Annotated in this window: 16 protein-coding genes; 10 read left to right on the top strand and 6 right to left on the bottom strand. The window is 48.0% G+C overall.

Annotation, left to right across the window (positions count from 1 at the left end; translation table 11 throughout):
- The first annotated feature begins 106 nt into the window (after positions 1–106).
- The 5 genes from OGH69_RS04410 to OGH69_RS04430 all read left to right on the top strand — a co-directional run bounded on the left by OGH69_RS04410 (position 107) and on the right by OGH69_RS04430 (position 6,135).
- A complete protein-coding gene (locus OGH69_RS04410) occupies positions 107–523 on the top strand; it encodes a hypothetical protein (protein ID WP_265173236.1) in 417 nt (138 codons plus the stop codon).
- A gap of 12 nt (positions 524–535) precedes the next feature.
- Entirely contained in the window at positions 536–1,117 is a 582-nt protein-coding gene (locus OGH69_RS04415; RefSeq protein WP_265173237.1) for a hypothetical protein, read from the top strand.
- Positions 1,118–1,181: 64 nt separating this feature from the next.
- Positions 1,182–1,862, top strand: coding sequence for a queuosine precursor transporter (locus OGH69_RS04420; protein ID WP_265173238.1), 681 nt, complete (start codon positions 1,182–1,184; stop codon positions 1,860–1,862).
- 60 nt (positions 1,863–1,922) lie between these two features.
- Positions 1,923–5,570, top strand: a complete 3,648-nt coding sequence (locus OGH69_RS04425) for a TraB/GumN family protein (protein ID WP_265173239.1) — start codon at positions 1,923–1,925, stop codon at positions 5,568–5,570.
- 4 nt (positions 5,571–5,574) lie between these two features.
- Positions 5,575–6,135 (top strand): DNA-3-methyladenine glycosylase I, encoded by a 561-nt coding sequence (locus OGH69_RS04430; protein WP_265173240.1) that lies wholly within the window; start codon positions 5,575–5,577, stop codon positions 6,133–6,135.
- A 235-nt stretch (positions 6,136–6,370) separates the two neighbouring features.
- On the opposite strand, the gene OGH69_RS04435 is transcribed toward OGH69_RS04430, so the two are convergent.
- The 6 genes from OGH69_RS04435 to OGH69_RS04460 all read right to left on the bottom strand — a co-directional run bounded on the left by OGH69_RS04435 (position 6,371) and on the right by OGH69_RS04460 (position 18,141).
- Positions 6,371–6,922, bottom strand: a complete 552-nt coding sequence (locus OGH69_RS04435) for a heavy-metal-associated domain-containing protein (RefSeq protein ID WP_265173241.1) — start codon at positions 6,920–6,922, stop codon at positions 6,371–6,373.
- 124 nt (positions 6,923–7,046) lie between these two features.
- On the bottom strand, positions 7,047–9,470 hold the full coding sequence (locus OGH69_RS04440) for an alpha-amylase family glycosyl hydrolase (RefSeq protein WP_265173242.1): 2,424 nt from the start codon (positions 9,468–9,470) through the stop codon (positions 7,047–7,049).
- 86 nt (positions 9,471–9,556) lie between these two features.
- Complete coding sequence (locus OGH69_RS04445) at positions 9,557–12,379, bottom strand: alpha-amylase family glycosyl hydrolase (protein WP_265173243.1); 2,823 nt, start codon at positions 12,377–12,379, stop codon at positions 9,557–9,559.
- 55 nt (positions 12,380–12,434) lie between these two features.
- Positions 12,435–13,556 carry a SusE domain-containing protein gene (locus OGH69_RS04450; protein ID WP_265173244.1) on the bottom strand — a complete coding sequence of 374 codons (1,122 nt, stop codon included), beginning with the start codon at positions 13,554–13,556 and terminating at the stop codon, positions 12,435–12,437.
- 27 nt (positions 13,557–13,583) lie between these two features.
- Positions 13,584–15,185, bottom strand: a complete 1,602-nt coding sequence (locus tag OGH69_RS04455; protein WP_265173245.1) for a RagB/SusD family nutrient uptake outer membrane protein — start codon at positions 15,183–15,185, stop codon at positions 13,584–13,586.
- 10 nt (positions 15,186–15,195) lie between these two features.
- On the bottom strand, positions 15,196–18,141 hold the full coding sequence (locus OGH69_RS04460; RefSeq protein WP_265173246.1) for a SusC/RagA family TonB-linked outer membrane protein: 2,946 nt from the start codon (positions 18,139–18,141) through the stop codon (positions 15,196–15,198).
- 227 nt (positions 18,142–18,368) lie between these two features.
- Between OGH69_RS04460 and OGH69_RS04465 the strand changes: the two genes are divergently transcribed.
- The 5 genes from OGH69_RS04465 to OGH69_RS04485 all read left to right on the top strand — a co-directional run bounded on the left by OGH69_RS04465 (position 18,369) and on the right by OGH69_RS04485 (position 24,971).
- The gene (locus OGH69_RS04465; protein ID WP_265173247.1) at positions 18,369–19,391 is read left to right on the top strand and encodes a LacI family DNA-binding transcriptional regulator; all 1,023 of its coding nucleotides are present in this window, start codon (positions 18,369–18,371) and stop codon (positions 19,389–19,391) included.
- Positions 19,392–19,395: 4 nt separating this feature from the next.
- Positions 19,396–20,160, top strand: coding sequence for a hypothetical protein (locus OGH69_RS04470; RefSeq protein WP_265173248.1), 765 nt, complete (start codon positions 19,396–19,398; stop codon positions 20,158–20,160).
- Between the two features lie 230 nt (positions 20,161–20,390).
- Complete coding sequence (locus tag OGH69_RS04475; RefSeq protein ID WP_265173249.1) at positions 20,391–22,007, top strand: MFS transporter; 1,617 nt, start codon at positions 20,391–20,393, stop codon at positions 22,005–22,007.
- Positions 22,007–22,663, top strand: a complete 657-nt coding sequence (pgmB, locus tag OGH69_RS04480) for a beta-phosphoglucomutase (protein ID WP_265173250.1) — start codon at positions 22,007–22,009, stop codon at positions 22,661–22,663. Before OGH69_RS04475 ends, pgmB begins: the two co-directional genes overlap by 1 nt.
- A 1-nt stretch (position 22,664) precedes the next feature.
- Positions 22,665–24,971 (top strand): glycoside hydrolase family 65 protein, encoded by a 2,307-nt coding sequence (locus OGH69_RS04485; RefSeq protein ID WP_265173251.1) that lies wholly within the window; start codon positions 22,665–22,667, stop codon positions 24,969–24,971.
- Positions 24,972–25,020: the final 49 nt, after the last annotated feature.

Genomic DNA, 25,020 nt, shown 5'->3' on the forward strand with positions numbered 1-25,020 from the left:
CTATAAATTACAGGGTTCTTTATGAATATTTTTATTAAATTTTAGTCGACACCCCTTTCTAAAATATAAATCGACGATGTGACTAAACTATTTCTATATTTGATATATGGACAGGAAGGAATTTCTAAGGCACATATGGGAAAGGTATCTCAGGCCGGCGCTTGTCGTAGCCGCTTCACTTTTTGTGATGTACCTGTTGTACTATGCGGCTCAGGACATAACATCGGTATTGGGTACTGCCAGCGCAATACTTTTACTGGTAGCCGGGCTTGTGGCAATTTATGTGCTGAAAAGCTTTTTGGAAAGACTGTGGAAAAAAGTATTTGTACGATTTTCTGGTAAGGTGCAGGGAAATCTGATTACTGCCTCAAAAATTATGGTATTCATTGGCGATTGTATCCTTGGGGTAATTATATTCCGGCTTTGGCAAATGGAGTGGCTATACGCTTCCCTGCTTATAGTAATGATACTGATTGGGAAAGTCCGGGAAGTATCGCAAACATCACGAGAGCAATCCACATAGCCGGCTAACCCTATGAAAAATATCTTCCTTATCCTGTTTCTGTTATTATCAGCTATCTCATGCAAAAAAGAGGCTGCAAAAACCATAACCGAAAAACCTGCCCCAGTTCCATCTGAGGCTTCCCCTGAATTTAATGAAAGCGTTGATGTAAGTCTGTGGGACTTTAACGGCGATGGCAAACCGGATGATGAAATAACTGTACCCGTTGTGGAAGGTTCGGGAAATCCTGTTGAAGATGGCACGCCCGGCAAATTCACCATAACATTCGACAATAAAACGCTGCCGGATCTCGCCGTTGGATGCTGCAATCCGATGCCTGTAGGCGAAGGCGACCTCAATGGCGACGGCGCCGCGGAACTGTCGGTTTTCCAGGCTCCCATGAACGGGTGCGTGTATACCATGGCGACCTATACTTTCCGCGATGGCAAGTGGCAACAGCTTTTTGAACCGTTTATTGTGCCTACCGGTTGTGATGAGATAAGCGCCGAAGAGGTGCAAAGCCTGGTTTATAAAGAGGGCAATAAAGTCTATATTATGGTGACCGATGTAAATGACGAGGATTTTAAAAGGACAGCAAAAGAAGTAAAGCTTTAATCCGTCATTTACCACATACCATAATTGTAAATTTTCACTACTTTTGGTATACACCCGTAATTTCATGCCTTTAACCAAAAGACAGACCATATTTACCATACTTTCCGGCATTTTCATTACCAATGCCGTAGTGGCCGAACTCATTGGCGGCAAGCTCATTTACGTAGGTTCCGTCCCAATGAGCGTAGGGATATTGCCATGGCCGGTGGTGTTCATTACCACCGATCTTATCAACGAGTATTTTGGCGAAAAGGGCGTGCGCAGGCTGTCGTACATTACGGCAGGGCTTATTGCCTACTGCTTTTTTGTGCTTTGGGCCGCGCTGAATATTCCTGCTGTAAAAGGCATGGGAGTGCAGGACAGTGCGTTCTCCTCGGTATTCGGGCAGGGCATGTGGATCATCGTAGGGAGCATCACGGCGTTCCTTGTGTCGCAGCTCATTGACGTAACCATATTCCATTTCGTGAAGCGAAAGACCGGAAAGCGCATGATATGGCTGCGCAGTACAGGATCGACAGTCATATCGCAGTTTTTCGACTCGTTCATAGTACTCGGTATCGCCTTTTGGGCTACAGGGCAAATGGACACCGAAACCTACATCGCCTCGGGGCTTACCGGATATGCCGTAAAGCTTGCCATCGCCATATTGCTTACGCCCGCCATCTACCTCGGGCATGCCATCATCGGCAAACACATGAAGCCTGATGACGGGCCGCAGCTTGAAAACCTGAAAGAAGGCCGGTAATCACTGCCTGCTTCAAAAACTATAGTATATTTGACTCCGAATACCCTGAAAATCCACACATTGAAAAGATTAGCCCTACTGCTGCTCTTTGCGGCAGCCTCATTATCAGCACAGGAAAAGAAATACCAAAGCCTCCTATGGGAAATATCAGGCAACGGCCTGGAAAAGAAATCGTACCTGTATGGTTCCATGCACGTGAGCAACAAAGTGTCGTACAACCTTAGCGACGCTTTTTTTACGCACCTGCTCAATGCCGACATGGTGGCCGGGGAAAGCGACCCTGCTACCTGGGGAGAGCTTACAGGGATGATGTCGCAGCAAAGGCCGTACTACCTTTCCATGGGGTATTCGGGCTTCTATTTTAAGCCGGTCGGCAAGGATGGCCTGCGGAAGCTCTTCAGCAGCAACAGCTATTCGCTGAACAGCCTGTTGTCGCGTACTGATGAAACAGACATCGAAAACCAGGAAGATACCTACCTGGATATGTTCATTTACCGCACCGGCCGCAAATACAATAAAATATCTGTAGGGCTGGAGGATGCGAAAACCTCGGTGCTTACCATTATGAAGGTAGACCCTACGAGCGTAAAGCCGTTGGAAAATAACCGGGCCGCCATACAAAAAGCATTGAAAAACATGTCGTACCAGGATGCCCTGACGCACTACTACCGCGAGAAGGACCTGGACATGATCGACTCGCTCATGGTGCTGGCAATACCCGAAAACTACCTGAAGGCATTGCTTTATGAGCGCAACGGGGTCATGGCCGCATCAATCGACTCGCTTTCGCGAAAAGGAAGCCTGTTTGCGGCTGTGGGGGCGGCACACCTTCCGGGGAAGAATGGCGTAATTGAGGCCCTGCGCAAAAAAGGATTTACCGTGACCCCTGTTTTTGATACCTATGGGGAGAAAGGGCTGGAGAAGAAACAGCAGATAGAAGCCTACTACGTTAAGCCCTCCTACAGGCAGTACACCACACCCGATGGCATGGTAACCCTGCCGCTTTTTAACCAGGTGATGGAAAGCAGGGCCATGACAGAGTCGCCCGACCTTGCCAACGGGGGTTACATTACCCTGAAGCGCACCCTGCTGGCCGATTTCCTCAAAAAGGACAACAAACCCTTTGACCATCGATCGCTGGACAGCCTCTTCTACGAAAATGTGCAGGGCAAGATACTGGAGAAGAAATTCTACACGCAGGGCAGTTATCCGTACTACGACATAAAGAGCACCACCCGCACAGGCAATGCCCAGCGCTACCGCTACTACATTACCCCGCTGGAGGTCATTACCGTAATCATGTCGGGTGAGGGGAATTATGTGCGACAGTTCGAGAATGATATTTTCAGTAACATTACGTTTAAAACAATGACCGGCAAATGGACAAAAGCGGCCCCGGCACGTGGCGGCTTTAGCGTGTCGTTGCCGGAAAACAGGGCGGTTTACGGCGACATGCAGTCCTATACACCCGAAGATGTGCAGATGGTGGGTTATGATAATGGCGCGGCTTACTTCATTACCGAAAAAACGTTCGATTACGCAACCCCCGAGGACACACGCTTTGAGCTGCAGCGCATGCATTATGAGTTCTACGCCAATTTTGATGCCGACAGCACTGATACCGCTTTTGATAAAAAGCCGCTGGCATTCCTGTCTTCCGCAAAGGTGGGCAGTAAGGACATCCGCCTGAAATCGGTTATTCATGGGGCAAAATACTACCTGATGGGCACTGTGGGTGCGGCAGATGCCGATACGGAGAAGTTCTTCAATTCCTTTGCCATAGAGAAAGAGGCTTTCCGCGACGATTTCCGGACCTATGCCGATACGATTGGAAAATTCACAGTCGCAATCCCCAAACGCGAAAACGAACGCCTGGATTTTGTGTTCAACTACCATGGCATGGCGGACGACGACGAGGATACTAACTATTTTATAGCCGAATCAGGCAGCGTATCATTCGTATTGCCTTCGGGAAGGAAAATAGACGTGAGCTACAGCCAGGGCCACCGCTATGAAGCCCTGAAGCCTGCAGATTCGGTTTGGGCTGACATCCGTAGAAACACGGTTGCCGAAAATGATTACTATTATAACGAAGATGATGAATATGCACTGCCGCTTGCGGGGAGGAAAGGGGTGGCACCGTCCACATGGCCCGAAAAGATATGGAAGCGCATCTCGAAAGACAGCAGGAAAAGGATAACCGCAGAGAAGATGACCAATAATAAAGAGGAGGGCTATTCGCAGTGGGATTTCCTTCTGGAACAGGACAACTCGGAACAGGCCATCAAACAGCGCTACTATTACCGCAATGGCTTTAAGTATGACATAAGCACGCTGGTGGAGAAAGGCTACAAAAACGACGACCGTGAAATAGAGAAAGTATTTGGTTCGTTTGCCTTTACCGATAAAGTGGAAGAGGGCATCGATTACGACCGGGTGGCGCGTTTTATCGAAGATACCAAAAGCGAACATGACAGCATCAGGAGGTCAGCGATACGCTCGGCATTGAACCTCAGGATCAGCGAAAAGGACCTGCCCGCGATGATGGAGTTCCTGAAAGGATTCGAATACAAAACCGATGAATCTTATTCCGTACAGGGGTTATACAACAAGATCGGTCAAATACAGCACCCCTCGGTAATCCCGTTCCTTGAAAAGCAATATAAAAAGGAGGGGATTAAAGCATCGGAACAGTTCATGCTGCTCAATGCGCTTACCGGCCAGAAGAGCCGGGCCGGGTACAAAAAATTGCTGGAACTGCTGGAGTACGACCTGCCACTTTCGGACAGGGAATACGATGTTTCGGGACTCTTTGCCGGCTTTAGCGTTGATCCGGAAAATTCGCAGGTGCTGATGCCGGACATCTTCCAGTTTTTCAGTGTGCCGGAATACCACGCGCCCATAGTCGATTTCGTTGCAGGCCTGCTTAGCGAAGAGGCCATAAAGCCCGGCAAGGTAAAGCCCTTCAAAAAAATGGTGCTTACCGGCGCCAAGCTTGAGCTAAAGCGTGCCAAAAGTCGCATGGGCGCGGAGGAGGAAGAGGTAGATGAATACTACGGATATATTAATGTCAATAACCAGCTTACCGGATACATTAACCTGCTGTACCCTTTCCGCAATGATAAGGACATAAAGCCTTTCTTCAAGGCTGTAAAGGAGATGAAATCGAAGCAGGAAACACTCGAACTGGCAAGGCTCGACATAGTAAAAAACAACATTACACCGGAAACCCTGCAACCCCTGCTGGAAGATCCCGAAACCCTGTTTACGGTATACAACATCGGCAATATCAGCGAAAAGGAAAACCTGGTAAAGAAAGTGGGCGGGCAGGACATAGCCGCGTCGGCCATCTACATACTCAACAACAAGAAAAAGGACAAAAAGCAACTGGAGTTCCTTGAAAAGAAAACAGTTCCCTATTATGGTTTCAAAGCCGATTTCTATTTCTTCAGGGTTACAGCAAAAGACCCCGAAGATGATGACGCAGATATTGATGAGCTGGCTGCGGTCGCCTTCCTCCAAAACGAAGACGGCAGCATGGATACCCACGCCTACCGCCGGATAGAGACGAAAGAGATCATCGATGAGGATGAGCTTGAAAAATACAAGAAGAGCATAATCGACCAGACACTAAACGAGTACAACAGCCGCGCGCAAACCATCACGGCGGCAGATATGCAGAACCTGTTATACAACCAATTTGAATAATACAATGGCAGACAAAATAAGGTGCAGGTGGTGCGTGGGTGACACGCTCTACGAAAAATACCACGATGAGGAATGGGGACGCCCCGTTCATGACGATGATAAACTGTTTGAGTTCCTGCTGCTGGAAACGTTCCAGGCAGGGCTGAGCTGGATTACCATCCTTCGCAAGCGGGAAAATTTTGCAAAAGCATTCGACAATTTCGATTACAAAAAAATTGCCCGGTACGATGATGACAAGATTGCCGGACTGCTGCAGGATCCCGGCATCATCCGCAACAGGCTCAAGGTGCTTTCGGCCATATCCAATGCGCAGGCATTCATGAAGATTCAGGAGGAATTCGGCAGCTTTTCCAAATATTACTGGGATTTCACCGAAGGCAAAATCATAGACAACCAACCCGCTTCAATGGGGCAGGTGCCCGCTACAACACCTTTGTCCGACAAAATAAGCAAGGACATGAAAAAGCGTGGTTTCAAGTTTGTAGGCTCAACGGTCATCTATGCCAACATGCAGGCTACGGGCATGGTAAACGACCATGTAACGGAGTGTTGGACGCGGGGGTGATTGTTAAATATTGGATTGTTGGATTTTTAGACGAATTACTCCATACGTAATCCGGTTGTCACCGCGAGGAGGAACGACGAAGCGGTCTTTGTGTTTATGTCAGGCGTTCACAGGAAAGATTGCTTCGTCGTTCCTCCTCGCAAAGGCAGTGACTCATTGTTGTGTCGGCTATAATCAAAGAAAGCAAAAAAGCATCCGCCGCGGCGGATGCTTTTCATATGATTTGTCAATACGGTTACGCGTGGCCGCCGCATGATTTTTTAGCTGATTCTGAGCAGCAGCCGCCTTTTTTCTCAGTGCCGCAGCCGGCTTTGCTATCGCCTCCTTTTTTAGATTTTTTCTCTTTTTTGGCCGTTTTTTCTTTCTTCTTCTCTTTTTCCTGCTCTACAGAAAAGTAGGCCTTGTCGCCTGAAGACTTCACTTCAGAAACTTTGTAGGCGCCGTCTGCCAGGCCTTCCACAGTTTCAACAAGCTTTTCAGGGGTTTGCTTTGCAGCGTCGAATGATACGGTAGCCGTTTTCTTTTCGAAGTCTACTTTGGCTTCGCCTACGCCATCAAGGCCGGCCAGTTTTTTCTCGATCATGGCAGCACATCCCGTTGGGCAGGTCATGCCGTCAATTTTAAAGCTGGTGGTCTCCAGGTTGGCGGCAGTTTCTTTATTGATGCTGTCTACAGCTGTGCTGTCCTTTTCAGTGCCTTCCACATTACCGTCTTTAGATTTGTCGTTGCAGCTTGCAAAAAGTACAGCTGAAAGTGCGATAAGCGATAGTTTCTTTGCGAAATTCATGGTATATCTCTTTTTGGTTTAAAACGTTATTTCAAAACAGATTACAAATTTAAATAAAACGGATTGTAAATTTTGTTATTGTGCGGGTTTATTTAAATTGCCCTGATTTATTTCAATGCAGGGATCACTCTTTTACCAGCTTTACCGTACTTACCCTTCCCGAGGCATCTGTTACCTTTACCAGGTAAAGCCCGCCCGCAAGGCTGCTGATGTCAAGCGCTGTTCCGGCACTGGCAGCGCCGTAGCTTTTTACCAGCTGGCCGGCCAGCGAATAAACATCGGCCTTTTCGGTCGCCAAAGTAAAACTGAAGCTGTTGCCTGCCGGGTTAGGGTAGAGGCTCGTTGCAGTGATGTTCCTGTCCTCCGTGCCCAGTGGCGCCTGGAACTTATAAATCGAAACGCTCCGTGCAGGCAGGGCATTCAGGGCAGCATCGTCCAGGCCGCCATTGCCGTCAAAGGTGATAGCCAGGGGCAGGCCCCCCATCATTTCCTCAGCATCATAGCTGCCCGGTGTTACTCCGGCGGCCGGCATAGAAATGGTAACATCGTTCAGCGCTGCACTCCCCAGGTTGGCTACAACCAGTACATTCTCGCCTTCATACTGCCTCAGGAACGCAAACACGGCAGACGATGATGCCTTGACAGCCTTAAAAGTTCCCTTCGTCAGCGCATCCTCACTATGCCTCATCGAAATAAGGTTGCGGTAATGGTGCCATAACGAGGTAGTATTGCCTTGCTGTGCCGCTACGTTTTTGGTGGTATAATCTCCATTTATGGCCATCCACGGTGTGCCGTTGGTAAACCCTGCGCCCGCGGTCCCGGTCCATTGCATTGGTGTCCTCAGGTTAGGGTCGGGCTTCATGCCGGTCATGCCTATCTCTTCGCCGTAATAAATGTAGGGTATGCCCGGCAGGGTAAGCAACAGGGCCGAGGCAGCTTTCATTTTGGCTATGTCGTTGTTAAAAACGCTCATTACCCTGTTGGTATCGTGGTTGCCCAGTATGGTCCCGAATTGCAGGAAAGGGTAGGCTTTCATCACTTCTTCCATCTGGTTGCCCAGGTCGGTCGCATTGCCGCTGGTCAGGCCGTTCAGTATGGCGTCGGCAAGCTCAAATTCAAAGCAGTAGTCCAGGCCGTTGTTGTTTACATATTGCGATGCAATGGTGGTAAGGTCCCAGGCCTCGCCTACGGCAAAGGCATCCGGTTTGACCGATTTGTAGAAGGCACGGAACTCCTGCCAGTAGGCAATGGTTTCGGGCGTGTTTTGCACCGATGTGCCATTTTCATGCAGGAACTTTACGGCATCCAGCCTGAAGCCGTCCACGCCCATGTCGTTCAGCCAGAATTCGGCTATTTCCTCAAAGGCTTCGTGCACCTCAGGATTATAAAAGTTCAGGTCGGGCATGCCGCCGTAAAACGCACCATAATACCAGTCGCCATTATAGGCATACCAAGGGTAATTTTCAAACGGTCCGGGTGTACCGGGGTTGTTGTCCTCCCAAATGTACCAGTCGCGCTTGTCGCTGGCGGGGTTCTTGCTCGATACGAACCACGGGTGCTGGTCGCTGGTGTGGTTCATCACCATGTCAATGATCACCTTTATGCCGCGTGCGTGTGCCGCCTGCATGAACTCAATGAACTTGGGGTTATTGCCATAGTCCTGCTCCACGGTCATATAATCCGATACATCGTACCCATGGTACGAGGGCGACTGCTGCACCGGCATGAGCCAGATACCGGTTATGCCCAGGTCGGTAGTGGTATTAGGGTCGCCATCATTAAGGTAATCCAGCTTATCAATGAGGCCCTGCAAATCGCCAATGCCGTTGCCATTACTGTCGCGGAAACTGCGTATGAATACCTCATAAAACACACGGTCGTTCCACCAGTGCGTTTGCATGGCATCCACACGAATAAAATTGGTGAACGTGTGCGAGGTCGATTCGCCTTCGATGTTGGTCACCGTGAGCGTTATATTATAGTTTCCGGGTGCTGCATAGCTAACCACAGGGTTTTGCAGTGCCGATGTTTGAGGGGTTGCGCCCGGCATTGTCCATTCCCATGCAACAGGATTCCCGGCAGAGAGGTCGAAGTATTGCACTGCCTGGCCCGGCTGTACCACATAGGCACTGGCTTCGGCCTGTATGTCCAGCACATTGGGCGGCAGCACATCATTGTACCAGTAGGCTACCACGCCGTTTTGCATTACTGTATAAACCCGGTTAGGGCCCGCATTCGGAAATTCCTCGGTGCCGTTCCATTGTGCATTGATGCGTGTTTTGAATTGTATGGTCGAACCGATAGTGAGGCTTACGCTGCCGGTATAAATGCCATCGCCATCAGTGTCGGAAAGCACTGTGGTAGGGGAACCCCAGTTGTTGAAGGAGCCCGCGATATCCACAGTTTGCGTATCAGGATTAAAATTGCCAAGCGTCACCTGGTGGTTCATGTTCACCTGGAACTGGACATTGGTGTTTTGTGCCAACATACCCATTGCAGAAAGCAACAGCAGGATGGAATAATGTAATTTGGAAAATAGATGTTTCATTGTGTAAAGGTAAGGCAGTTATAACAAAAGGCCTGCATTAGATAAGCAGGCCTTCAGAAACTTAACTTATAAAAACTAACTCAAAACTATTCTTTGATAAGCTTGGCTGTACTTTGGCGGTTGGCTGTATCTGTAATCTTAACAAGATACATACCCGCGCCAAGGCCGCTAACATCGAATGACGTGTTGGCTTCTGTAGTGCCAAAGGTTTTAACCAGCTGTCCGGTGATAGTATATACTTCTACTTTGGCAGCCGCAGCACTCAGGCTGAACTGGCTGTTCGCCGGGTTCGGATATAGCGAAACTTTTGCAGCGGCAAACTCTTCCTGTCCAAGTACTACAGGCGGCTGGTTGCCAAATATCCTGTATTCGCCCGGCTGCAGCTGTATGCTTGCTACCGTGCTCGCAATGGTAGAGCCATCTACAAGGTTATGCCATGTTCCTGCAAGCGGGAAGTTGGTATTCACGTTCTGTGCCGTAGTGTTGAAGTTGGCAAGTACGATCACATTCCTCAATTGTGTTGTCGGGATGCTTTCGTTCCAGATGTCTATCCTTGGCAGCAGGTTGCCCGATGCCACGGTAAATGTATTGGTATGGAAAACGGGGTTTAGCATCCTTAGTTCAATGATGTTTGCCCATGCACCGTAAACAGCCATCCTGTCGGCATTGTTTTGGTAGCCCAGCTCAAAAGGTATAGGTTTAGGGTTGGTACGGCAATCGGAGTTGATGGTGCCATTCTCGCAGCGGTTGATGCTGAAGCCATAGCCCAGTTCGCCAAACTGCCATATCATTTTTGGTCCCGGAACAGTAAGCAATACCGCGCCAAGCGCTTTTTGCCTGTTGAGTGCAGTTGCAAGGTCTTTCACATTGTAGGAGCCGGAGTTTGCGCCATATTCAAGGTTCTTGTACATCAGCCTTTCCTCGTCGTGGCTTTCGGCAAAGCCTACAAGGCGCGGCTGCTGGTAGCCCCTGTTCTCAAAATCGATCGAGTTGAAGTTACTGTCGCTGGCATAGCCCATGGTATTTTGGTTGTATGGGTCGGTAAGCTTGCCCCATAGCATGATGCCCTTGCCTTCACCTGCGCGGTAGTTGGCCCATTCGGTCTCCTCACCTGCCGAGCTATTGGGCCCGCTGCCGGTACCCATGTGCTCAAATATCACATAAAAGTCAGGGTCAAGCGCCCACTGCATGTCGGCATATTCTTTCAGTATGGCTACACGGTCGGCCTGGTAGCCGTTGGTACAGCCATCGCTGTTAGGGCAGTTTTGCGTAAAGCCTTTGGTAAGGTCCCAACGGAAACCATCTATGTTGTATTCTGTAATCCAGTGCTCAATGGTCCTTTCTACATAGTATTGTGTCAGGTCCGACTGGTGGTTAAGGTCGGTACCAACGCTGTAGGAGTGCATGGCGTTTACGTTGCAGTACGGGTTTTCGGCAGTCGTATTTCCAAAACCGTCACCGTCAGGGTCATTTACCCACATACGAGCCAGCGGAGAGCGGCCATACACGTGGTTAAGCGCCACGTCGAGTATTACGGCAATACCGTTCTGGTGGCAAAGGTCGATGAATGCCTTCATCGATTCGGGCGTACCGTAAGCTTTATCCGGCGCCATGTGGTAGGCGGTGTTGTAGCCCCACGAAATGTTGCCTTCAAACTCCATTACCGGCATCAGCTCGATGGCGTTGATGTTGAGGCTTTTCAGGTAGCCGATCTGGTTGCTTAGCGACTGCCACGTTTTTTCGGTGTTAAAGTCCCTGATAAGCAATTCGTAGATAACAAGGTCTTCCTTTGCAGGCCTGTTAAAGTCAGGCACCTGCCAGTTGTAAGGCGCCTGTCCTGTTTTAATAACGCTTACTTCGAATGACTGCCCCTCAGGATATTGCGGCAGGCCGGGATATTGCGCCTCGGTGATGTAAGGATCGTCAAATGGCGAAAGTACAAGGGTAGAGAACGGGTCGGCGGTTTTTACCATTGCCGGTGAGTTGGCAACAGGTGTTTCGTCGACCACCCAGTACTGGAACGTATGATTATCGCCGGCTACAAAGCTGTATGGCAGCTCCAGCCAGAATTTTGTGCCGTCTTTTTTCATGGCATACGCCGATGTAGGGTGCCAGTTGTTGAAGCTGCCCGCTACATACACGTAGTCTTTAAGCGGTGCATTCAGTACAAGCGTTACTTTGGTAGCATCGCCTGCATGGTAGTTGATGCCATCGCGCATTCCCGCAGGCAGTGTAGCGTTAACATTGCCGGGGTTTACAACAGCAGTAAATTTTTTCGTAATCACGTTGGTGCCCTGTGTTACTACCAGCTCATAGTTCTGGTTGGCAGTAAGGCCGGAATGGGTATAGGTAAATGTCGAAACGTTGTTGGACGTAGTTACGCTCGCACCGTTCGACATAAGGTTGTAATTTGCAGGCCCGCCTGTATTGCTGGCGTTTATGCTGAGGTTTGCGCCCGATGCCAGCAGCGTGGTGCTGTCTTCAAGCGGTGTGGTCATGTTTACCTGGAAAGCCCCTACGTTTATGGAAATGTCAGGGTTGGTTTGCGGCCCCGATGAACCTGCCGCCCTGAATACAAACCACATTTTGGTAATGGTGCTTGAGGTAGGCACGTTGTAAAATGCATACAGGCTGGTAGGGATCTCCAGCTTATAAGTGGTTCCCGAAACCAGTGTAAGCGATGGCTGGGCATTCGATCCCCAGGAGCCAACCACGTTGCTCCAGTCGGTACCGTCTACGGTAAGGCCGGTGTGTGCATATATAGTGCCGTTGTAGCCGGCAAGGCCCGTGCCTGCCTTGTCAAAAAATATGGTTACCGGCTGGTCGGCAAGTACGGGGGAGGGACTCGTGGTCACCTGTGCAAAGCCAATGAAGCCCAGTAGTAAAAATAGTATTGTAAATTTTTTCATGGTAATTTATATAAGATAATAAAGGGCTGACGAGCAGCCCTTTATTTTTATTGTTTTAGTTTTCTATGAAAATGTAACGCTTGTCAAGGTCGTTAAACCACACCTCATAGTTGCCATCAATAACTACACCCTGGAAGTCGCCGCCATTTTCAGACATCTGCCCCTGTATTGGAGCTGTCCCTGCACCCCAGTTGCCCGGAAGATCCCACGAGTCATTTGCCCTGAATTTCACTGCAGCAGCTGTGAGCGCAACTGTTTGCAGCCTCCAAAGGTGTGGCTGCTGTGTAGTGTTGGTCATGTTCGTGTCGTTATCCCATCCGCCAGGGGTAGCCGCGCCTATAATGCCCACCGAGGTGAAAACAGGCATGGTAACAGGATCTACTGTAAATGGCTCAAGGCTGTAAGTCATTTCGTCTGTATTCATAGTAAAAGTGTAGTAACCTGCGGCAGGTACCATAATCTGGCCCGGCTCGTTGCTTCCGTCTTCACCGCTTACGCCAAGTACGCCGGCTGATGCAGAACCGTATTGAGGGTGCCAAGCGCCACGCTTAGAAAGCACTTTAAATCCGTCAGCAGCGAAATAGCCTGTAAAACGGTAAAGGTTTTGGTTTGCATGGTCCCTGAAAAGAGGTGCGTTGAAAGCGTTCTCGCTCCATCCGTGCTCTGTAGCTGCACCCACAAGGAACAGGTCCTGTACCGGTATGGTTACAGAGTAAGGTGTAATGATGTAAGTGATTACGTTAGAGTAAGCCTCCATCGAACCGTTTGAGCCTACCCACGATTTTACCCTGATGTCGATAGAGCTGGCTTCATCAACCGGCAGTTCCATGGCAAGGGCGGCATTGTTAAGCTCGGCCATGGTAATGGTCTTATAGGTAGCCCCTCCGGGAACGGTAGCAATGTCACGTGGAGTGGCAAAGTCATTTCCGGTTACATCTATCTGTATCGTGTAGCTTACTTCGGTAGGGTTTCCGTATGAAATGTCTTCCCATACCATTGCAAGGCCCGGATTGTCCGGGGTATCTCCGTTAAGCACTATAGACCCTCCTGTTTCAGGAGACAGTATCTGGAATGAGCCTTCAGGCGATAAGTACTTTATCTCCTGCTCATCTTCACATGAAGCAAACCCGCCTGTAATAAGGACAGCTGCGATCAACGATTTGAATATATTTTTCATTGTATATAATATTAGTTTTTGAGTTTTTTAATAGCCAGTGTTTTGTGTAAGGTTCGGATTTGCCGCTATGGAAGCAGTAGGCAATGGGAATATTCTCAGGTGGTTGGCAATGGCCACACCGCCCGCGCTGTTTCCTTTCCATTCCCAGTTGTAGCTTCCGCCGGTAAATTTGCCAAATCGGATAAGGTCCTGCCTTCTGTGTCCTTCCCAGTGCAGTTCCCTTGCGCGCTCGTCAAGGATGAATTCCGGTGTAAGTTCAGACTGCGAAATGTTTTCCGAAGCATTGCCATTGGCGCGCTCCCTAAGGTCATTTACATAATCAAGTGCTACAGCAGGGTTTGTGCCGGCAGCACCCCTTGCTGCACATTCAGCATACATCAGGTACGCATCTGCAAGGCGGAACAGTACAAAGTCAGTATCCACAAAGGTAGAGTTAGGGCCTGCAACACCTGCAGAGGTAATGTTCGACCATTTTGCAAGCACGTATCCCTGGTTCTTGTTGGCAATGTCGGTAATGTCCAGTTCCCTGTCAGGGTGGGCAAGGAAAGTGTTCCTTGAGTCGCTGTCTACATTACCCAGGGCTCCAAATTTCTGGAAAAACTGCTTCCTCGTACGCAGTGCGCCACTCCATCCGGCAGCACTGGTTCCAAGCGATACGCCGTTTAGCTCCAGCGATCCCACCTCACCGTTTACCATGGTAGTGGTAGGGCCGTAGTTTTGCGTAAGGGTTCCATCGCTTTGCAGTGTAAAGATGTTTTCAGAAGATGTGTGGTTGTCTGCCTTAAAGTTGTTAAGGTAGTTAGCATTCAATACATAGCCCGAATTGATAACCTCCTGGCATTTTGCAGCACACTCAGCATATTTCGGGGTTCCTATATAAACCTCTGCATTCAGGTACAGCTTTGCAAGCACCATGTTGGCCATTCCCTGGTCCAGCCTTCCGTATTCATTGCTACGGGCAGCTTTAAGGTTAGGCAATGCGGCAACAAGCTCACTTTCTATGAAATCATACAGTTGTTGTGCATTATACTCCGGCCCACGGAAGTTTACCGGATCGTTCTCGGTAATGAAAGGCGCTTTCCTGAACATATCGAGCATGTAGTAATAGGCCATGGCCCTTAGTACCTTTACCTCGTTGCGGTAAACTTCTATTTCAGCAGCTTCTTCGCTGCTGATGTTCCTGCTGCTCAGTTTGGCAGGTGTACTTTGCTTAAGGAACTCGTTAGCAAGGGCAACCTCTACCATCGTACGGCTAAACATACCCAGGATAAGCGGGTTTTCGGCATTCCATGTATTGCGTTGCAGTTCCCTTACGCCCGGGTCGTTCTCGTAGCTCCATATCGCTTCATCGGTAGTAAGCTCCTGCATGTACCAAAGGCATCGGCCAAACTGGCTCGTACCTGCATCAACGCCCTGTAGGAACGATGATCCCGCACCGCCGGTACCGGTAAGCGAAAGGTTGCCGTACACGCCTGCCAGTGCCTGCTTGTAAGCACCCGGCTGCTTATAAAAATCGTCTGCCGTAGAGATGTCGTCATCTTCGGGCTGCACATCCAGGTCGCTCGTACACGAAGAGAACACAAGCGTCAGTCCCAGAAGGTATAAGAAATTGAATTTCAATTTTTTCATAGTTTTTTTATTAGAAATTTATGTTGGCACCGAACAGGAATGTCCTTTGGCGCGGATAAATAGTCTGGTCACGTCCGTCATTTGTGATTTCAGGGTCAATGCCTGAATATTCTGTAATAAGAAGCGCATTCTGGCAGCCGGTAAACAGCCTTACAGAAGCCTTGTCAAGCCAGTTTTTAAACGTATAGCCAAGCGTTACGTTATCCAGCCTCAGGAACGATCCGTTTTCTACATATACGTCAGAAAGTACTGCTTCGGATGTGGTTGTAAAGCCTGTGCTTAAAACATTGCGCGGAATGTTGGTAAGCGCAGCATCAGTCTTAAGCAGGTTGTACTGTGCGTTACCCGCCGCAACAGCATTGTATATCCTGTTGCCCACGCTTGCCCTCATGTTGAACGAGAAGTCAAGGTTGCCCCAGTTGATGTTCGACGCAAGGCCAAATGTAGCATCCGGGTCAGGGTTTTTGTAAAGGTACCTATCTGCTTCATTGATGGTGCCGTTGCCGTCAAGGTCGGCATAAGCGCCTTCTATAGGAGCACCGCTTGGATCATACAATTGCTTGTATACATAGAAAGAGTATGGAGTGTAGCCTTCGCGGAAAAGCTGTGCTGTACCACCTGTACCTGCACCTGTGCCACCCAGTTGGATATCCTGCCCAAATGCAAGCTCTTCGATCCTTCTTTCAAATTTGGTCACGTTAAAGTTAAGGTTCCAGTTAAAGTTTTCGGTCTTAACCACATCGGCATTGATACTGAATTCTATACCTTTTGTACTAAAGCTACCGATGTTTTGCCATCCGCGGTTAGAGAAGTTACCACCGTCGGCAAATGGCGCCTCCTGTAGCAGGTCCTCGCTAAGTTTGTAGAAAACATCTACAGCACCGTTGATGCGGCCGTTGAAAAGGCCGTAATCCAAACCTACGTTGTAGGTAGTAGTTTCTTCCCACTTGATGGCAGGGTTGTACGGAAGCGATACGGCGATAGGGTATTGTGAGTCGCCAAACACGATCTGGCTGTTACCGTCGCCAGTGTTGTACTGCTGCAGGTAAAAGTTAGGGGCAGCAAAGCTTTGCTGTCCTGTAACACCATAGCCAAGGCGAAGCTTAAGGTCGCTAAACGTAGTAGAGTTAGCAAAAAGGTCTTCCCTCATTTTCCAGGCAAAAGCCGCAGCAGGGAAGTTACCCCACTGGTTATCGCTGGCAAAGCGGGATGATCCGTCCCTCCTGAAAGCTAATGTAAGGAGGTATTTGTCATTGAAGGAAAGGTTAGCCCTTCCGAAGAAACCGATGATTACGTTATCTGTAGCAATGTCCGTCTCAGGGAAGTTGCTTCCAAGGTTGGGATCGTTTACGTTACCGGTATAAAAACTGCTCTGTTCAAAAATCTGGTAAGAGTAGCCCGCGGTAACATCAACATTTGTTTTGCCAAATGTCTTGTTGTAGTTAAGGTAAGCGTCAAACAATTTGTTTCTTAGCGTCCTTTCGCTGTACTCGTTGGTGCCAAAAGGAATACTGTTGTTAGATGGCGATGAACCGGCATTGGTAGGTACATAACGGTCCCTTTCACCTTTCGATTCGTCAAAGCCCAGATTTACTACAGCTTTCAGGTCAGGGAAGAAATGGAAACGGTATTCTGTCTCAATGTTACCAAAGATACGGTTGTTGTGTCCGGTGTCAAATGTCTGCCTCAGCTGCGCAACCGGGTTCCTTGTACCCAAAGTAAGGGCATTGTTAGGGTCGGCCGCGTTATAGTATTCAAAGTATCCGCCGTATGGCGACCCTGCCTGGTAAATAGGCTGCGTAGGGTTAAAACGGAAAGCCGATCCTTCCACGCCATCGGCAAAACGGTTCTTCTCGTTGGCATAGTTGGCATTTACCCTGAACTTCAGGTGGTCGTTAAAGAACGACGGGTTCAATGATACCGATACCGTACTCCTGTTAAATTTGTTGGTAAGCCTTGCGCCTTCCTGGTAGGTATTACCTAATGAAAGGCGTGCAGGGATGGTTTTAAACAGGTTGCCGTTTAATGATACGTTGTTGTCTACAAAGTCAGTCCTCCTGTATATAGCATCCTGCCAGTCGGTATTGGCATCGCCCAGAAGGTCAAGCTCACTTGCCGGCATAAGGTCTGCCGCAACACGTTCCTGGATTAGTGCCCTGAACTCGCTTGCGCTGAATACATCAATCTTATCGGTTACCTTACCGCTTCCGTACGTAAAGTTATAGCTTACTTTAAGGTCTTTTGAACCTCTTTTTGTATTGATGATGATTACACCGTTGGCAGCACGCGAACCGTAGATGGCTGTTGCGGAGGCATCTTTAAGCACTGTCATACTCTCAATATCATTAGGGTTGATGGCCGCAAGCAAAGATGTTGAACCGATGTTGGTGTTATTATCAAGCGGAAGGCCATCCAAAACGATAAGCGGGTCGTTCGAAGCATTAAGCGACGAACCTCCACGGATACGGATCATCGATCCGGAACCCGGGGCACCGCTGGTATTGATGGTAACACCGGCAACGCGTCCGTTAAGAAGGTTTTCAGCTGTAACCATGGTGCCTTTATTAAAGTCTTTCGAAGTAACGGTTGTTACGGCGCCGGTAGCATCTTTTTTCTTTACGCTACCATAACCGATCACCATCACCTCTTCAAGCTGTGTGGCATCCTCGGACATTGTGACGTCTATGGTGCTTTGGCCGGTATATCCTACCACCTGGTCGGCATAGCCAATAAAGCTGAACACGATCTGGTCACCGCTCTTAAGATTGGACAGGTTAAAATTACCGTCCAGGTCCGACGAAGTGCCATTTTGGGTGCCCTGCACAATTACATTTACCCCGGGTATGGGCTCCCCAGTGGCGTTATCGCGGACAGTTCCCGATAATGTGCTCTGGGCCAGTGCACTTAAGGGAAGCATCAGCAATAAAAGTAATAACTTCTGATACATTGTTTTCATACAAGTTGTTTAGGTTAATTTTGCGTTTTGTTTTTGCTTATAATCCACTTCGAATGTTAAAATTATGTAAAAAATATTACCAAAAAAACGTTTTCGCTTTTTGGGGGTTGCGAAAACGTTGTCGTGTTGAAAACTTTCCTGAATTTGCACAATTTCAGTAAGATAATTGCTATTAATAAAAATAACCTTTACCTTTATTTGCGAATCTACTATTTACCCGATTTTCAATGAAAAGACAAGTCACCCTCAAGCAGATCGCAAAAGAGCTTGACGTATCCATATCAACCGTATCAAAATCACTCCGTAACAGCCCTGAAATCAGTGAGGATACGCGCCAAAAAGTACAGGCCTTCGCCAAGCTTTACAATTACAAGCCCAACAATATTGCCCTCAGCCTCAAAAACAAGAAAACAAAGACCATCGGCATCATCATCCCCGAGATCGTGCACCATTTTTTTGCTACTGTAATCAGCGGCATCGAGCAGGTGGCCAATGAGAATGGATACAACGTAATCGTGTGCCTCAGCAACGAGTCGTTCGACAAAGAGGTTATCAACATGGAAATGCTGGCCACAGGCAGTACCGATGGCTTCATCATGTCGCTTTCCAAAGAAACCCAGCAAAAGAAGGACTTCCACCATATACAGGAAGTTATCAACCAGGGAATGCCGGTAGTAATGTTCGACCGCATCACCAATGATGTACTGTGTGACAAAGTGATCATCGACGACCAGATGGCTGCCTATGATGCGGTAGGTTTCCTGATAGGCAAAGGCTTCAAAAAAGTGGCCCTCGTAACTACGGTCGACTATGTGAGCGTAGGCAAGCTGCGTACTGACGGGTATATAAATGCATTAGGCGACCATGATATCGTGGTAGATGAAGACATGATCGTAAAGATTGAAGATATTGACAACTGCGCCACCAAAATTGAAAAGTTGCTGCAGGACAAAAGGCCCGATGCCATATTTGCGGTCAACGAACTTTTTGCGGTAACAAGCATTAAGCTGGCTACCAAAATGGGCATCAAAATACCGGAAGAACTTTCGGTGATTGGCTTTACCGATGGCATCATATCCCAATTCTCCAGCCCGAGCATTACCACTGTAAGCCAGAATGGGATAAAAATGGGAGGAAGGGCAGCCCAGATGCTCATCGACCGACTGGAAATGGAGGAAGAAAATGAGCAATACACTACAGAGCTTATAGAAACCAGCCTGGTGTTCAGGGAAAGTACTGAAAATATATAGCAGCATGGGCAGGAAAGCTTATCGGATATTTCTTGTCCTTGATATTTTGCTGCTTGCAGGGATACTGTATTTTCTATATTTCGGGTTTTACCATTGGACTACTGCGACTACATGGAGTGGCCCTCCTGATCATAGTTTAACCATCAGAGGAGATTTTCTCAGTATGGTTTATCTGGCAGCGATAATGCCCGTAATTTTGGCTGTCATTTCCAAACGATTTTTATGGCTTATTCAAACAGTAATTATAGTAGTTGTCGGGTTTTATTGGCAAACAGACATCCTTCAGCAGACATTGTTCAGGAACCAAGTGTGCAGTACCGCGAAAGAATCAGATATTGCTGAGTCATTCATGCTTGAAAATGAACCGCTAATTGTAAACAAAGTAATGCAAATCAATGAATTGATGAAGGACAGCCTTGGTAAAACCAATGGCTATAAATTTGTGAGTGAAAATTATAAATTCATAAGCGAAAGCCATGCTCTCGAGCCTTATCATGAAGCGGTTGGCCTTAAAGGAAAGTCCTATTCAATTTTCGCAATAGAGTTTTATAACAATAAAGTGAAGAAAATATTTCTTCGGATTGACTTCAAAGGGGTGGCATACCATACTTCGGAGCTTACCTATTATCCTGAAAATTTTGAAGAATGGGAACCTCTTTCAAACTCTAAATTTCCTCTTGGGACAAACCTGATGGTGACCTGTTCCCGCCAGTATTATTATTTCGGTAAAAAATGGCTTCTGTACTTTGAAGGACGCTGCTTTGGATGATTGGAAGAAATCTACGTCAACGTTGTAGTTGGGTGTAAAATATTTATTTTCAACATCTTGAAAAATCAATTCCGCTGCTTTTGGCGGAATTTTTTTTGAGGCCAAATGTTTTTCGGATTAAAAAACTTATATCTTTGTTCTAATTATCAACGCTTATAGTCCACTTCAACCCTATAAGATTTGATAAGCAGTAACGCGCTTATCGTAGTAATAACCATTTAATTACGATAATGGAAAAGCGTAGATTAGGTTTCTGGGAAATTTGGAACATGAGTTTCGGTTTCCTGGGGATACAAATGGGTTTTGCCCTGCAAAATGCCAATGTCAGCAGAATTTTTCAGACACTCGGTGCCGAAATAGACGATATCCCTGCCCTTTGGGTAGCGGCCCCGCTTACGGGACTTATTGTGCAGCCCATTATAGGCTATTTCAGCGACCGTACCTGGACAAAGCTTGGCAGGAGGAAGCCCTATTTCCTTGTGGGGGCATTGCTGGCTTCAGTAGCCCTGTTCATAATGCCAAATTCGCCTGTGCTTTGGTTTGCTGCGGGAATGCTCTGGATACTCGATGCATCCATCAACATTTCCATGGAACCTTTCAGGGCATTTGTTGGCGATGTACTTCCGGACAGGCAAAGGACTGCAGGGTTTGCCATGCAAAGCTTTTTTATAGGGCTTGGCGCGTATGTGGCATCAAAGCTGCCTAATATCCTTACCCATTATAACGTGAGCAATGTAGCACCTGCCGGAGAGATTCCCGATTCGGTAAAATATTCTTTCTACATTGGTGGCGCAGCTTTTATCATTTCGGTATTATGGACCATTTTTACTACAAAGGAATATTCGCCGGAGGAGCTTGCCGCCTACGAAAAAAGTGAGGAGGAAAAGCATGGAGGCAAATACAGCGAAGAGGAGCGCCCTGCTTCATGGTTTCATGCCAATGGCTCACGGCATCTGCTTATAGGGTCTGTCGCATTGGCCATAGGGCTTGCTTTTTCTTATATCATTTATGAGTATGGCCTCAAGAAAGACCTGTATGTACTGTCCCTCGGCCTCATAGGTGTGGGTGGGGTAGCCCTTATCTTTTCCGGAACGTTCCAAAAAACAGGTAAATACAGGAATGGCTTTGTAACCATAATGAACGATTTCCAGTTCATGCCTAAAGTGATGAAGCAGCTTGCCTGGGTACAGTTCTTCTCATGGTTTGCATTGTTTTCAATGTGGATATATACCACCGGGGCAGTGACCGAACACATTTTTAAGACTACCGATACCACATCGGTGGCATACAATGCCGGGGCGAACCTGGTGGGCGAAATGTTTGCCAACTACAACCTTGTGGCAGCCATTGCCGCATTCCTGCTTCCGCTTATAGCAAAAAGGACAAGCAGGAAATTTACACACTTTCTTGCCCTTGCTGCAGGTGGTGCAGGGCTTGCCTCCATTTATTTTTTAGGCAACTGGGGCATTTTTAACAATGAGATATTTTCTATCGGCACACCGGGTACCTGGCATCATTTTACATTCTATATGTATGATTTTTCGATGATAGGTGTGGGTATAGCATGGGCCAGTATTTTGTCAGTGCCCTATGCAATGCTCTCAGGGGCGCTTCCTGCCTCAAAAATGGGCTATTATATGGGTGTTTTTAACTTTTTTGTGGTAATACCGCAATTGGTTGCAGCATCCATCTTAGGTTTCTTAGTTTCCTATTTCTTTGAAAACGAGCCGATATATGCCCTTGTAATCGGAGGGGTATCTATGCTGATGGCAGGCCTTATGTCGCTGATGGTAAATGACAATGCAAAGATTACAATCAATCAGAATACAATCAATCAAAAAATTTAATGAACCAAAAAGCATTTATTTTCGACCTCGACGGGGTTATTGTCGATACTGCCAAATACCATTTCCTGGCCTGGCAAAAGATAGCGCACCGCCTTGGGATCGATTTTACGCACGAACACAATGAACAGCTGAAAGGGGTGAGCCGCATTCGCTCCCTCGACATCATCCTCGGGCTTGGCAACGTACAGGTGACCCAGGAAGACAAAGACAAATGGCTGTCTGAAAAGAATGAGGATTACCTGGAGTACATCCACCACATGCAGTCCGATGAGATATTGGAAGGTGTAGTGCCTGTACTACAGTATTTAAAAGACAACAATCAAAAGATCGCACTGGGCTCGGCAAGCAAAAACGCCCGGCCAATATTGGAAAAGGTGGACATTATCCATTACTTCGATGCGATTGTCGATGGCAACGATGTAACCAACGCCAAGCCCGACCCCGAGGTTTTCATAAGGGCGGCGCAATTGCTGGGCATGCCATCCGAAGGCGCCATAGTTTTCGAGGACTCGGTAGCCGGGGTGCAGGCCGCGAACATTGCCAATATGGTGAGCATAGGCATTGGCAGCAGCACCGTACTGCACGAGGCGCAATACAACTTCAACGACTTTACAGAAATAGATACAGAATTTTTAGCAACTTTAGTTACTACATAAAATGAACCAGGATTATATACTACCGGACAATTGGTCAATCATCGAAGAGGGATTTGATGCGGAAAGGGTTGAATCTTCCGAAAGTTTATTCAGCATAGGCAACGGCGCCATGGGACAACGCGCCAATTTTGAAGAAAGCTACTCCGGGCATACGTTTCAGGGCAGCTACATAGCCGGCGTTTATTATCCTGACAAAACCAAAGTGGGCTGGTGGAAAAACGGCTACCCCGAATATTTTGCCAAGGTGCTCAACGCGCCCAACTGGATAGGCATCGACATAGAGATAAACGGCGAAAGCCTCGACCTTGCCAAATGCGAAGTGAAAAACTTCAGGCGCGAGCTCAACATGCAGGAAGGCTGGTACAACCGTTCGTTTGAAGCCACATTGCAAAACGGGACGGAAGTTTCGGTAAACGTAACCCGGTTTCTTTCGCTTGAGGCGGATGAGTTGGGCGTCATCAACTATGAGGTGAAGCCACTCAACCGTGCCGCGCAAATTACTTTCAAACCCTATGTGGATGCCGGCGTAAAAAACATGGATGCCAACTGGGAAGAGAAGTTTTGGGAACCGCTCGATGTGCAGCATTCGGGCAGCGAAGCGTTTGTAACGGCACGTACGTTCAAGACGCATTTTAACGCCTGTACTTTCATGCACAACAGCATTTTGCTCAATGGTAATGATGTAGAAATACTTCCGGCGAATGCCGAAGCAGGAGATGACAAAGTACAGTTTAGCTATATTATAGAAGCCAACCAAAATGATACAGCTGCCATCGTGAAATTTGGCGGATATACCGTATCGATGAACCATGATAAGGACAATCTTGTTGCTGCCGCCAAAAAAGTTATCGCCGATGCGAAAGCCAGGGGTTACGATACATTGCTGGACGAACAGAAAGCAGCATGGGCATCGATTTGGGAAATGGCCGACATTACTATAGAAGGCGATGTAGAGGCACAGCAGGGCATACGTTTCAATATTTTCCAGCTGAACCAAACCTATTTGGGCAAAGACCCTAGGCTCAACATTGGCCCGAAAGGCTTTACCGGAGAAAAATATGGCGGGAGCACCTACTGGGATACCGAGGCCTACTGCATACCGTTTTACATGGCGACCAAAGACCAGCAGGTGGCACGCAACCTGTTGACCTATCGTTACAACCAACTGGGCAAAGCAATAGAAAATGCGGCCAAGCTGGGCTTTACCAACGGCGCCGCGCTCTACCCAATGGTAACCATGAATGGCGAGGAATGCCACAACGAATGGGAAATTACTTTTGAAGAAATACACCGCAATGGTGCGATCGCCTTTGCCATTTATAACTATTACCGCTTTACCGGTGACTACAGTTACATCCCCGAAAAAGGACTGGAAGTGCTCATCGGTATCGCACGCTTCTGGCAGCAGCGGGCAACATTCTCAGCGAACAGGAATAAATTTGTGATCCTTGGCGTAACCGGCCCGAACGAGTATGAGAACAACGTAAACAATAACTTCTACACCAACTATATAGCCAAATGGTGCATCGACTATGCCGTGGAGCAGATAGCCAGGGTTAGTGAGGAGTATCCGGCAGATCATGACCGCATCATGGAAAAAGTGAACCTTGATGCCGCAGAGATACTGCGCTGGAAAAATGTGGCTGACAACATGTACTTCCCGTACTCGGAGGAGTTCGGCGTGTACCTGCAGCAGGACAACTTCCTGGATAAGGAACTGGTTAAGGTCGCGGAGCTTGATCCGGCACAGCGCCCCATCAACCAGAAATGGAGCTGGGACAGGATACTTCGTTCGCCGTACATCAAGCAGGCCGACGTGCTGCAGGGCTTCTATTTCTTTGAAGATCATTTTACAAAGGAGCAACTAGAGAAACATTTTGACTTCTATGAGCCGTTGACGGTACATGAGTCGTCGCTGTCACCGTGCGTACATTCCATTCAGGCAGCAGTATTGGGCAGGATGGAACAGGCATATACTTTTTATTTAAGGACATCGCGCCTTGACCTTGACGATTATAACAAAGAGGTAAAGGAAGGCCTGCACATTACCAGCATGGCCGGAACGTGGATGAGCATTGTGGAAGGTTTTGGCGGCATGCGTGTAAAGAATGACATGCTGCATTTCGAGCCGAGGATCCCGGCACAGTGGGAAGGCTACTCGTTCAAGATCAACTTCCGCAACCAGGTGCTTAAGGTATCAGTACACGCGGGCGAAACGAATTTTACACTGGAAGGCGACCACGAACTAACCGTTGTAGTGAACGGCAAAGAAGTAACCGTGGAACCTAATACATTAGTGACGGTTTAGCCCCCTAACCCCCGAAGGGGGAACAGCTCCACTCAGACCTGCAAATGAG

Origin of the sequence: Flavobacterium sp. MFBS3-15 (genome assembly GCF_026107645.2) — a bacterium.
In the GTDB taxonomy this organism is placed as follows: Bacteria; Bacteroidota; Bacteroidia; order Flavobacteriales; family Flavobacteriaceae; genus Flavobacterium.

Excerpts from the sequence above, each read along its gene's own strand:
- OGH69_RS04410 (WP_265173236.1), top strand. The coding sequence starts at position 107 with ATGGACAGGAAGGAATTTCTAAGGCACATATGGGAAAGGTATCTCAGG.
- OGH69_RS04415 (WP_265173237.1), top strand. The coding sequence starts at position 536 with ATGAAAAATATCTTCCTTATCCTGTTTCTGTTATTATCAGCTATCTCA.
- OGH69_RS04420 (WP_265173238.1), top strand. The coding sequence starts at position 1,182 with ATGCCTTTAACCAAAAGACAGACCATATTTACCATACTTTCCGGCATT.
- OGH69_RS04430 (WP_265173240.1), top strand. The coding sequence starts at position 5,575 with ATGGCAGACAAAATAAGGTGCAGGTGGTGCGTGGGTGACACGCTCTAC.
- OGH69_RS04435 (WP_265173241.1), bottom strand. The coding sequence starts at position 6,922 with ATGAATTTCGCAAAGAAACTATCGCTTATCGCACTTTCAGCTGTACTT.
- OGH69_RS04440 (WP_265173242.1), bottom strand. The coding sequence starts at position 9,470 with ATGAAACATCTATTTTCCAAATTACATTATTCCATCCTGCTGTTGCTT.
- OGH69_RS04445 (WP_265173243.1), bottom strand. The coding sequence starts at position 12,379 with ATGAAAAAATTTACAATACTATTTTTACTACTGGGCTTCATTGGCTTT.
- OGH69_RS04450 (WP_265173244.1), bottom strand. The coding sequence starts at position 13,556 with ATGAAAAATATATTCAAATCGTTGATCGCAGCTGTCCTTATTACAGGC.
- OGH69_RS04455 (WP_265173245.1), bottom strand. The coding sequence starts at position 15,185 with ATGAAAAAATTGAAATTCAATTTCTTATACCTTCTGGGACTGACGCTT.
- OGH69_RS04460 (WP_265173246.1), bottom strand. The coding sequence starts at position 18,141 with ATGAAAACAATGTATCAGAAGTTATTACTTTTATTGCTGATGCTTCCC.
- OGH69_RS04465 (WP_265173247.1), top strand. The coding sequence starts at position 18,369 with ATGAAAAGACAAGTCACCCTCAAGCAGATCGCAAAAGAGCTTGACGTA.
- OGH69_RS04470 (WP_265173248.1), top strand. The coding sequence starts at position 19,396 with ATGGGCAGGAAAGCTTATCGGATATTTCTTGTCCTTGATATTTTGCTG.
- OGH69_RS04475 (WP_265173249.1), top strand. The coding sequence starts at position 20,391 with ATGGAAAAGCGTAGATTAGGTTTCTGGGAAATTTGGAACATGAGTTTC.
- pgmB (WP_265173250.1), top strand. The coding sequence starts at position 22,007 with ATGAACCAAAAAGCATTTATTTTCGACCTCGACGGGGTTATTGTCGAT.
- OGH69_RS04485 (WP_265173251.1), top strand. The coding sequence starts at position 22,665 with ATGAACCAGGATTATATACTACCGGACAATTGGTCAATCATCGAAGAG.